The organism is Kitasatospora sp. NPDC058406 (assembly GCF_042722765.1).
Taxonomy (GTDB): domain Bacteria; phylum Actinomycetota; class Actinomycetes; order Streptomycetales; family Streptomycetaceae; genus Kitasatospora.
Map to the genome: position 1 here is coordinate 2,597 of NZ_JBHXKE010000239.1, position 11,092 is coordinate 13,688.

Genomic DNA, 11,092 nt, shown 5'->3' on the forward strand with positions numbered 1-11,092 from the left:
ACTCACCGCCGCCGTCACCCTCAACCCCGAGTACGCCTGGGCGTTCGCCGAACGGGGCGAGGCCCACCGCCAGACCGGCCGGCTGGAGGAAGCCGTCACCGACTTCGACAGGGCGCTCGCCCTCAGCCCTGACCACGCCTGGGCGCTCGGCTCGCGCGGCCAGGCCCACCGCCAGGCCGGCCGACCCGACGAAGCCATCACCGACCTCACCGCCGCCGTCACCCTCAACCCCGAGTACGCCTGGGCGTTCGCCGAACGGGGCGAGGCCCACCGCCAGACCGGCCGGCTGGAGGAAGCCGTCGCCGACTTCACCGCCGCACTCACCCTCGACCCCGCCTATGCCTGGGCCCTCGCCGGGCGCGGCGAGGCGTACCGGCAGGCGGACCTCCCGGAGCAGGCGATCGCCGACCTCACCGCCGCGCTCGCCCTCAGCCCGTCGGACGTCTGGGCGCTCCGCGCCCGCGGCCAGGCCCACCGCCAGGCCGGCCGACCCGACGAAGCCATCACCGACCTCACCGCCGCCGTCACCCTGAATCCTTCCTACGCCTGGGCGTTCGCACTTCGGGGCGAGGTGCACCGGCTCGCGGGCGACCTGGAGGAGGCGGTGGCCGACTTCGACACGGCGCTCGCGCTCGATCCGGACGACGGCTGGACGCTCGGCTCGCGCGGTCAGGCCCACCGTCAGGCGGGCCACGCGGAGCAGGCCGTCGCCGACCTCACCGCAGCGCTCACCCTCAACCCCGAGTACGTCTGGGCCCACGCCGAGCGGGGCCAGGCGCACCGTCAGGCGGGCCGGCCGGCCGAGGCCGTCGCCGACCTCGCCGCCGTCCTCGCCCTCGATCCCGCCGACACCGCGGTGCGGTGCGCCCTCGTCGCGGCGTACCGGCACGACGGACAGCTCACGGCCGCACGGGAGGCCCTGCGCGAGGTGCCACCGGCGGACGCGGCGACCGCGCCGGTCCTGGCGGAGGAGGCCATGCTGCGGTTGTTCGAGGCGGGGCGGGCGGCCTCGGCCCCCGAGTGGAGCGCCTTCCTCGAAGCCCCGTACGGCGATCCCGAGGACCCCTTCGAGGTGGCGGTTCGGCAGTTCGTCCACGGCCTCGTCCTCGGGGACACCGCTCCGGACGGCCTGGCACGCGCCTTCCTCGCCGTGGCCGGCGCGCGTGCCGTGCTCGCCGACATCCGCCTGTACGTGGCCGAGCTGACCCACGCGGAGCCGCCCGTCTCCGCCCGGGCCGAGGCAGCTCTGCGGCTCCTGGGGTAAGGCGGTAGGGCCGGCGGCGCCGGGGCGCCGGGGCGGCGGGAGCAGGGCGGGAACGGGCCGGGCTATCCGACCGGGGCCGGAGCGAGGAGGGCGCCGATCGCGCGGTCCGTCTCGTCCAGGACGCGCCCGCCGGCGGCGAGGGAGTCGTGCAGGAGGACCACCGAGGCGTCCGTGATGCCGCAGAACTCCGAGATGCCGGCCTTGAGCAGGCGGGTGACCGTCACGTCCCAGCCCAGCTCGGCGAACTCCGCCGCCGGGTAACTGCTCAGCCCGAGCCAGAGCATCCGCTTGGCCGCCAGCCCCGGCCGGCTGCGCCCGTAGGCGAAGCCGTAGTTCCAGACCCGGTCGATCCAGCCCTTCAGGACGGCCGGCGGGCCGAACCACCAGAGCGGGAACACGGGGACGATGACGTCGGCGGCCTCGATCCGCCGCATGTGGGCCCGGACGTCGGCGGAGTAGGTCTTGTCCCGGTGCTGCCAGTCGGGCTCGTCCTCGGGCGTCATCCGGGGATCGAAGCCTTCGGCGTGCAGGTCGAGCAGGTCCACCCGGTAGCCGGCGGCGGCGAACCGGTCTGCGGCCCGGGCGGCCACCTGGGCGGTCAGCGAGTCGGGCCGCGGATGGGCGAGGACCAGCAGGACCTGCGGTCGGCGGCCCTCCGGCAGGGCGCCGCCCCCGGAGACCTCGCCGCCCTCGCCTGCGCGGCGGGCTGCGGAGTCGGCACGGTGGAGCGCGGGGTCGGTGACGAGGTCGAGGACGGGGTCGGCGACGGGGTGGGTCACGGCTCGGGTCACGGTGCTGCTCCTCGGGAAGTCGGGCGGCCGGGCGGGAGGTCCCGCGGGGGGCCTGTCCCGGACGCTGTCGCGCGGGCGGTCGTCCGGCGGGCCCCGGTGGGCTCCGCCGTTCACGGGAATCACCCTGCCGGGCCGCGCGCACGGACCGCTCACGGCCTGCGCACGGGCGGCGCCCCGCCCGCCGTCCGCCCCCCGGGGGCGGCCACCCGCCGTGCACGCCCCGCCCGCCGGTACCGGACCGGTACCGCCTAACGTGGCGTCATGCGCTTCGACCTGCTCGGCCCCCTGCGGATCCGCACCGACGACGGCTCGCCCGTCACCGTCCGCGAACCGAAGGTCCGGGCCCTGCTCGCCGATCTGCTCGCCCACCACGGGCGACCGCTCCCGGCCGACCGGCTGGTGGAGGACCTCTGGGAGGACCGGCCGCCGGGCAACCCGGCCAACACCCTCCAGACGAAGGTGTCGCAGCTGCGCCGCGCCCTGGAGCAGGCCGAACCCGGAGCCCGGGCCCTGGTCGCCCTGACGCCGGCCGGCTACACCCTCCAGGTGGCCGACGAGGCCGTGGACACGGGGCGGTTCGCCGTGCTGACCGCCCTGGCCGAGCAGGCGCACCGGGCGGGGGACCGGACCGGGCGGGCCCGGCTGCTCGGGGAGGCGCTCGCCCTGTGGCGCGGCCCGGCACTCGCCGAGTTCCGCGACGCGACGTTCGCCCGGGCCGTGGCGGTCCGCCTGGACGAGCAGTACCTGACCGCCCTGGAGGCATCCGCCGAGGCCCGCCTCGACCTCGGCCAGCACCGGGAGCTGGCCGACGAGTTGGCCGCCGCGGTGGCCGAACACCCGCTGCGCGAGCGGCTTCGGGGGGCCCACCTGCGCGCGCTGTACCGGGCGGGCCGGCAGAGCGAGGCGCTCGCGGGGTACGCCGAGATCAAGGCGCAGCTGGCCGAGGACCTCGGCCTGGACCCGGGGCCCGAACTCAGCGACCTGCACACCGCCCTGCTGCGGCAGGACCCGTCGCTGGGGGTACCGGCCGCCACCGCGGGCAGCGCGCCCGCGCCGCCGGAGCACGGCGAGGCCCACCTGCCGGCCCCGGTCACCGCCCTGGTCGGCCGGGCGGCGGACGCGGCCCGGGTCCACCGGCTGGTGCGGGACGGCCGGCTGGTCACCCTGGTCGGACCGGGCGGGGTCGGCAAGACCCGGCTGGCCCTGGAGGTGGCCGCCCAGGTGTCCGGCGACCACGCCGACGGCGTCCGGTTCGTCGAACTCACGCCGCTCGCCGGTGACCTGGCCGCGGCCGTCGCCGCCGCACTCGGCCTCCGGGAGGACCACGCCGCCGGATCGGCCGCCGACCGGCTGGCGCGCGCCCTGCGGGCCCGGGACCTCCTGCTCGTGCTGGACGGCTGCGAGCACCTCGTCGACCAGGCCGCCGACCTCACCGCGCACCTGCTCCGGCACGCCCCCGGCCTGCGGGTGCTGGCGACCAGTCAGGAACCTCTCGCCCTGGACGGCGAGTCCCTCCACCTGGTCCGGCCGCTCGCGGAGAGCGACGCGATCGCGCTGTTCACCGCCCGTGCGCGGGCCGCCGCACCGGACTTCGCACTCGGGCCCGCCACCGCCGACGCGGTCGCCGCGATCTGCGCCCGGCTGGACGGGATCCCACTGGCCCTCGAACTGGCAGCCGCCCGGGTGCGCGCGCTCGGCGTGCACAGCATCGCCGCGCGCCTGGACGACCGGTTCCGGCTGCTCACCGCCGGCCGCCGGGACGCCCCGGCCCGCCAGCGCACGCTCCGCGCCGTCATCGACTGGAGCTGGGAGCTGCTCGGCGACGAGGAGCGCACGCTGCTGCGCCGGCTCGCCGTGTTCGCCGGCGGTTGCACGGCCGACGCCGCGCAGGAGGTCTGTGCCACGCCCGGCCCGCAGCCGGCCGACCTGCCCGCGTCCGCCGTCCTGGACACGCTCGGCCGGCTGGTCGACCGGTCGTTGGTGTCCGTGAGCGCGGGCCCGGCGGGCCCGGGTTCCGGGGGTGCGGGATCCTCCGGCCCGGGCGGGGAGGACGGCGGCCCCCGGTACCGGCTGCTGGAGTCCATCGCCGCGTACGGGCTGGAGCGGCTGGAGGAGGCGGACGAGACCGCCGCCGTCCGGCGTCGCCACCGTACGTACTGCACCGAGCTCGCCGAGCACACCGGCAGGCTGCTCCACGGGCCCGGCCAGCACGCCGCGCTGGACCGCCTCGACCGGGAGAACCCCGACCTGTGCGCCGCCCTCGGCGACGCCGTCGAGCAGCGCGACACCGCACTGGCGACCCGGCTGGTGAACGCGCTCACGTGGTACTGGTTCCTGCGCGGCCGTCCGGCCGAGGCGCACCACCGGCTGACCACCGTGCTGGCCCTCGCCGGGCCCGCCGACGCGGCCCGCGCCGCCGCACTGGCCCGCCGGGAGGCCTTCGCCCTGCTCACCGGTGAGGCCGAGGCCGACCGGGGCGCCGGTCGGGGCGCCGGTCGGGGCGCCGGTCGGGGCCTTGCGCCCGACGAGGATCCGGCGGACGCCGGTGCCGTCGGCACCGAGCACGGCGGCGGCACCGGCCACCCGGCGGAGGCCCGGGCCCGCTGGCTGCTGGGATTCGCCCGCTGCGGCTTCGGCCGCTCCGGCACGGGAGGCACCGAGACCGTCCGTCTGCTCGCGGAGTTCCGCCGGACCGGGGACCGCTGGGGCGAGGCGGCCGCCCACGCCACCCTGACGGCGCAGGCCGGCTACCGCGGCGACCTGCCCGCCGTCCGCCACCACGCCACCGAGAGCGCAGCTCTGTTCGCGGAACTCGGCGACGGCTGGGGCCGCCTCCGGGCGACCGAGCACCTCGGTGTGCTCGCCGAGATCGCCGGTGACTACGACCGGGCGCGCCGGCTGCACGAGGAGGGTGTCCGGCTGGCGGAGGAGCTGAGGCTCTGGACCGACCTGTCCTTCCTGCTCTCCCGGGCGGGAAGGATCGCCCTGCTCACGGGGGACCTCGACGCCTCCGCGCGACTGCACGAGCGGGCCCGGACGCTCGCCGTCGAGCAGTCGCACCGGCCCGCCCAGCAGTTCGCCGACATGGGTCTCGCCCTCACCGCCCGTCGCCGGGGCGACCTCGAAGCCGCGGAGGTACTTCTCCTCCCCTGGCTCGCCTGGAACCGCGAACACGGCGTGGACGCCGGCACCGCTCTGATCCTGGCGCAGCTCGGCTTCGCCGCCGAGCAGCGGGGGGACGCCGGGCGCGCGACCGGTTTCCACCTGGAGGGACTGCGCACCGCCGAGCGGACCGGGGACGTCCGGGCGGTGGCCCTCGCCCTGGAGGGGCTGGCCGGCGCCCGTTCCCTCGGCTCGCCCTCGGTCGCCGGGTCCGCCACCGGGCAGGACGAGCAGGTCGGGCACCGCGAGCACGCCCAGTACGCCGAACACGCAGCCGAGCTCCTCGGCACCGCCGCCGAACTGCGCCGCTCGGTCGGCTCCCCGCTGCCCGCGGCCGAGCGTTTCGACACCGACCGGATCGGTGCCCGCGCCCTCGGCGCCCTCGGCGCGGAGGGCTTCGCCGCCGCCCACGCCCGGGGCGAACGGACACCGGTGGCCGACCACCCGGCCCGCTTCGCCCCGTTCGACAGCCCGGCGAGCGGCCTCCCGGCCCGGTGAATCGAAATCGGACTTTCGTGCTGTTTCTGCCCCTTCGGGCACAGGTTTTCTGAAAAATTACGAACCAAAACGATCATCTGGATAGATTCATAGCCGACTGCCGAGCCGTCATTCGGGGCACCCGTCTGCCTCCGTCCGACGGGTCGTCACGTCGGCCGTGCCCGTTTTCACCCGCTCCACACCCCGAGACAGGACACCCATGCCGAACGCCCGACCCGCCGTCACCCGGCGCACCCTGGTCACCGCGATAGGCGCCACGGCCGCCGCACTCGCCACCGCGAACGCCGCGAACGCCGCCACTGCGAGCACCCCTGCCACCGGTTCCCCGGCCGGCACGCCGGCCGCCCCGGCCTCGAACCCCGCCCGTACGGTCACCACCCCCGCCACCCGGGCCCGGTCCGCGGCCGGCGGGGCAGCCGCCGACGTCCGCGCGGAGTTCCCGATCCGCTACGTCGGTGTCAGCTGGGACGGCCCCCGGCGCGGCGCGGCCATCCGCCTCCACCACGACGGCACCGGGCCCGGCGCCTGGAAGCCGCTGACCGCCGGCTGCGCGGGCGGCCCGGACCCGGTCGGCCACTCGGACCTCGCGACGGCGGCCGCCCCCGCCGCCACCGTGCTCGTCGCCGCCGACGGCGCGGTCGGCTACGAGCTGCGCCTGCCCGACGGCGCCGCCAACCTCCGCTCCGCGGCCGTCGACACCACCCACGGTCCGGTCCGCAGCGCCTCGATCTCCCCGAGCGCTCCCACCACCTTCTGCGGCGTGCAGTACCTGCCGCGCGCCGCGTGGGGCGCCGACGAGTCCAAGCGCTTCAAGAACGGCGCCGAGAACTCCCCCGCCAAGTACTACCCGCTGCAGACCCTGACGGTGCACCACACCGACACCCCGAACGCCGACGCCGACCCGGCGGCCACCGTGCGGGCGATCTACGAGTACCACGCCATCACCCTCGACTGGGGCGACATCGGCTACCACTTCCTGATCGACGAGGCCGGGCGGATCTACGAGGGCCGCTGGTCCGGCGAGGACGGCATCCCCGGGCACGACGCGACCGGCAACGTGGTCACCGCCTTCCACACCGCCGGGTTCAACTCCGGCAACCTCGGCATCGCCCTGCTCGGCACCCTCACCGGCCAGGAGCCCACCGCGCAGGCGCGGCACTCGCTCACCCTGCTGCTCGCCCTCGCGGCCGGTACGCACGGTCTGAACCCGCAGGCCCACGTCACCTACGTCAACCCGGTCAACGGTGTGACCAAGCCGGTCGACATGATCAGCGGCCACCGCGACTGGCTGGCCACCGAGTGCCCCGGCGGCGTCACGTACGCCACCCTTCCCGCCCTGCGCGCCGACGTCGCCGCCCGTATCGGCTCGGGCAGGTGACCTCCGTCAGGTGACGTCCGACAGCTGATTTCCTGCTGCTGACCTCCTGCAGCCGACCTCCGGCTGCCGGTGGCACCGGGTACCCCCCGGGGCCACCGGTGGCCGGGCGGCACACCCGCGCAGGGACGCCGTTCAGGCGTGCTCGACGCCGGCCGCACCGCCGAGGCCCAGGAGCCCGACCGCCTGTTCCCGCATCTCCACCTTGCGGACCTTCCCGGTCACGGTCATCGGGAACTCGTCGACCAGGTGCACGTAACGCGGCACCTTGTAGTGCGCGATCCGGTCGGCGCAGTACTCCCGCAGGACCTCGGCCGTCAGCTCCGGCGCACCGGGGCGCGGCCGGACCCAGGCCATCAGCTCCTCCCCGTACCGGGCGTCGGGCACGCCGATCACCTGGACGTCCAGGATGTCGGGATGAGTGTGCAGGAACTCCTCGACCTCGCGCGGGTAGATGTTCTCGCCGCCCCGGATGACCATGTCCTTGAGCCTGCCGGTGACGGTGAGGTAGCCCTCCTCGTCCATCGCCGCGAGGTCACCGGTGTGCATCCAGCCGTCGGCGTCGATCGCCTCCGCCGTCCGGTCCGGCTCCTCCCAGTAGCCGAGCATCCGCCGACAACTCCCGGTACGTCCACCGCCGTCCGCCCGGCACGTCGACCAGGGCCTCCCGCTCCGGGAAGGCCCGCACGGCGAGGTCGAGGGCGGCACCGATCGTGTGGTCCAGCAGCGGCGTGGAGACGCTGCCGGCACTGATGCTGGGAGACGGCGAGGTCATGGCGAGGGCTCCTGGACTCGTCCGGGCACAGGGCGACCGAGTCTACGCAGACCGCCCCACCCCGTCACCCGTCCGGACAGCGGTCCTTCGGGCCCGGGACCGGGGGCCACCGCCCGGACCCTCACAGGTCTGAGGTGCCGGGGAAGGCCCGGACGGGCCCAGGATGGTCGGCGGGCGAGGGCGGGCTCTCCGGGCGGGGCCGTCCGGCCGCCGTCGTCCGGGCGGGGACACACCTGCCGGCAGCGCACCGGAGAGTCGGGACAGTGGGGAGAGGGACCGTGGAACGAGGGACCGTGGGACGAGGGACCGTGGAGAGAACGACGGGAAGTACGTCGGGGCGAACGGCGTACCGGCGGGGCCTACCGGGCGTGTTGCTGCCGGTGCTGCTCGCGGCGCTGGCCCTGCTGGGCGGGGCGGTCCCGGCCGGTGCCTCCCCCGCGCGGGGGCGGGCCTCGGCCGACACCAGGCCGGTGTTCCAACTGCCGTTCCCGTGCGGCACCATGTGGCAGTTGAACACCTGGGGGCACGACCCCGCGCTGGACATGGTGGTCGAGCACAACACCGGCTCCGACGGGCTGCCGGTCCTCGCCTCGGCGGCGGGCACCGTCTCCGCCACGTACTGGAACAACGGCTCGGGCAACACCGTCCAGATCAACCACGGCAACGGCTGGTTCACGGCCTACTACCACCTCAAGGACGGCCCGGCCGCGTACGTGCAGAAGGGCGACCCGGTGACCCCGTCCACCCTGATCGGGCGGATCGGCACCACGGGCAACTCCGGCTGGTCGCACCTGCATTACGAGCAGCGCCACCTGACCACCGGCGGTGACTTCACCGACGAGAGCCACCGGGTGCCGGCGCGGTTCGACGGCGTCGAGTACGCGGGTGCCGCGCGGGAGTGGCCGAGCGTGACCAGCCGCAACTGCTCCCCCGGCCCGTCCGACGCCTGGCAGGACTGCCCGGCGGGCTGGGTCTGCTTCTACTCCGGCACGGACGGCACCGGCACCGTCTGCCGTACCGACGTCGACGTGCCCTCCAGCACCTGCGGACTGCGCCGGTCGTTCTTCAACAACGGGAATCCGCAGCCGGGTTACGACCACGTGCAGGTGTACTTCCGGGAGGGCGGGAGCCAGTGCCTGCACTTCGGCCCGACCGACGGCCGCGGCAACCTGCCGTCCGGCGGGCGGACCGTCGACCGGATCGAGTGGCGCGGCGAGTGCTGACGACCGCGCGGCGGGACCGGCTCCGGCGCGAACGGCTACGGTCACCCGGAGGGCGGAGCGACCGGGATACTAGCTGATCGAGCGTCAAAAACGGTCGAGAAACGGCACTTTCAACGGAAGTTGGCCCTCTGCACCTACCTTCTCCCGGCTGTCCGGGAGAAGGTACTGTGTCATGCACAGTATCATCGTGGTTCCGACGGCGGCCGACCCGTCCGCCCAGATCCGGCTGGCGCCCGGCGACACGCTCCACTTCGGCCGCAGCGCCCCCGCCGACCACCGCCGGCACCTCCTGCTCCCCCACGCCGGTGTCTCCCGCTCCGCCGGGGAGATCACCTGCGTCGGCACCTTCTGGTCGCTGAGCAACTTCAGCCCCTCCGCCACCTACGTGGTCGAGAACCCCGAGGGCGCAGGTGAGCACATCAAGGTCGCCCCGGGCCGGGTCGAGGCGCCCGTCCCGTTCGAGTTCGCCCGGATCGTCCTGCCGGCCGGGGGCGACCTGCTCGGCCTCGACGTCTGGGCGCCACGCCACGAGTACGTCGAGTTCGGGGCGCCCGACGGCCCCGACGGACCGGACGACGCCGGCGGCCAGGGCGACCGCGGCGGTACGCCCACCGTGGTGGCCTTCCCGCTCGACCGCACCAAACGCTACTTCCTCGTCCTCACCGCCCTGTGCGAACCCCGGCTCCGCGGACGGCCACACGCGCCGCTGCCCACCGTCGAACAGGTGGTGACACGGTTGCGGCCGATCTGGCCCGAGGTCAACCGGGCGGCGGTGCAGTGGAACATCGGCTATCTCGCCGTCAAACTCCGCCTGCGCGCCGCACCGGACACGGCCGCCGCCGACCCGGACGGCCCGGGCATCCGGCTGAACGGGAAGAAGGACGCGCTCGTGTCGCTGGCGCTCCGCTTCGACCTGGTCCGCGAGGAGCACCTCGCCGCCCTCACCGCCCCGGTGACGGGCAGGCCCCGCCGATGAGCGGGCCGGAGCAGCACCCGGCACCCGCCCGCCCGGCGTCCTCCGGGTCGCTCACCGTCCCGTCCGGCTACCGGGTCGGCCCCTGGGAGGTCGGCGAGCCGCTGGGCGCGGGCGGATTCGGCAGCGTGTACGCGGGCCGGGGAGCCGACGTCTCCGACGGGGCGGGCCACACGACCGGGACGGGGACAGGGACCGGCACGGACGCGACCGGCGCGGGCGTCGCGCTCAAGTTCCTGCCCACCGGCACCCGCACCCCTCGCCAGCTCCGTCATCTGCGCGAGCTGGCCGACCGTGAGATCGCCCTGCTCAGCACCCTGCGAGCACCGCGCCTGATCCGCCTGCACGACGTCCTGACCGTCGACGACCCCGCCCGCCCCGAGCTCGACGGCGCCACCGTCCTCGTCCTCGAACGGGCCGAGCGCTCCCTCGACACCCTCCTCGCCGACGACGGCGCGCCGCCCGGACGGGCCGCCGGCGTACTCACCGACGTCCTGGAGGGGCTCCACCAACTGCACGGCGCCGGCTGGGTGCACGGCGACCTCAAGCCCGCCAACGTCCTGCTGATGGCCGACGGCACGACCCGGCTCGCCGACTTCAACCTCTCCGCGCAACTGGAGGACACGCACGCCTACTCCCCCGCGTTCGCCACACCCGACTACACGCCGCCCGAGCTGCTCTGGGCCGACGTCGGGGAACGCGGTATCCGCACCAGGCCCACCACCGACATCTGGGCCTTCGGCGTGCTGGCCCACCTCGTCCTGACCGGATCGTTGCCGCTCCCCGGCACCACCCCCGCCGCCCGCCGCGACGCCACCGCACGCTACGCCCGCGGCAGGGAGGAACTCCGCCTCTCCCCCCGCCTGCCGGCCGGCTGGCGGCAGATCGTCGCCGACTGCCTCGCACCGACCCACGAGCAGCGCGCCGCGCACGACGCACTCTCGCTGCTCCGCCGGGCCCGGACGGCCGGCGACGGGCCGGAGGCGGACGGGTCCGACCCGGCCGCGGGGGGAGACCGGCCGACGGCAGCC

The 11,092-nt window shown here is 75.6% G+C and carries 8 protein-coding genes and 1 pseudogene; 6 read left to right on the plus strand and 3 right to left on the minus strand.

Annotated elements, in window-relative coordinates:
- The coding region (locus tag ACFWOG_RS33205; RefSeq protein ID WP_380362874.1) for a tetratricopeptide repeat protein at window positions 1–1,264 on the plus strand (1,264 nt) is incomplete at its 5' end.
- A gap of 62 nt (window positions 1,265–1,326) precedes the next feature.
- Here ACFWOG_RS33205 and ACFWOG_RS33210 read toward each other — a convergent pair.
- Window positions 1,327–2,055, minus strand: coding sequence for an NAD(P)H oxidoreductase (locus ACFWOG_RS33210; protein WP_380362876.1), 729 nt, complete (start codon window positions 2,053–2,055; stop codon window positions 1,327–1,329).
- Window positions 2,056–2,316: 261 nt separating this feature from the next.
- On the opposite strand from ACFWOG_RS33210, the gene ACFWOG_RS33215 reads away from it, so the two are divergent.
- Both ACFWOG_RS33215 and ACFWOG_RS33220 read left to right on the plus strand, forming a co-directional pair.
- Window positions 2,317–5,715, plus strand: a complete 3,399-nt coding sequence (locus ACFWOG_RS33215; protein WP_380362878.1) for a BTAD domain-containing putative transcriptional regulator — start codon at window positions 2,317–2,319, stop codon at window positions 5,713–5,715.
- A 199-nt stretch (window positions 5,716–5,914) separates the two neighbouring features.
- Window positions 5,915–7,093 carry an N-acetylmuramoyl-L-alanine amidase gene (locus tag ACFWOG_RS33220; protein ID WP_380362880.1) on the plus strand — a complete coding sequence of 393 codons (1,179 nt, stop codon included), beginning with the start codon at window positions 5,915–5,917 and terminating at the stop codon, window positions 7,091–7,093.
- Window positions 7,094–7,225: 132 nt separating this feature from the next.
- Here the strand turns inward: ACFWOG_RS33220 and ACFWOG_RS33225 are convergent.
- Window positions 7,226–7,699: pseudogene (locus ACFWOG_RS33225) on the minus strand (AMP-binding protein); the annotation flags it as partial.
- On the minus strand, window positions 7,626–7,865 hold the full coding sequence (locus tag ACFWOG_RS33230) for a hypothetical protein (RefSeq protein WP_380362882.1): 240 nt from the start codon (window positions 7,863–7,865) through the stop codon (window positions 7,626–7,628). The pseudogene ACFWOG_RS33225 and the gene ACFWOG_RS33230, both read right to left, overlap by 74 nt.
- A 368-nt stretch (window positions 7,866–8,233) precedes the next feature.
- Between ACFWOG_RS33230 and ACFWOG_RS33235 the strand changes: the two genes are divergently transcribed.
- The 3 genes from ACFWOG_RS33235 to ACFWOG_RS33245 form a co-directional block, all read left to right on the plus strand.
- Window positions 8,234–9,088, plus strand: a complete 855-nt coding sequence (locus tag ACFWOG_RS33235) for a peptidoglycan DD-metalloendopeptidase family protein (protein ID WP_380362884.1) — start codon at window positions 8,234–8,236, stop codon at window positions 9,086–9,088.
- Window positions 9,089–9,260: 172 nt separating this feature from the next.
- Complete coding sequence (locus ACFWOG_RS33240) at window positions 9,261–10,064, plus strand: FHA domain-containing protein (protein ID WP_329947687.1); 804 nt, start codon at window positions 9,261–9,263, stop codon at window positions 10,062–10,064.
- Window positions 10,061–11,092: serine/threonine-protein kinase (locus tag ACFWOG_RS33245; protein ID WP_380362887.1), on the plus strand; the 1,032-nt coding region annotated here is incomplete at its 3' end. The genes ACFWOG_RS33240 and ACFWOG_RS33245, both read left to right, overlap by 4 nt.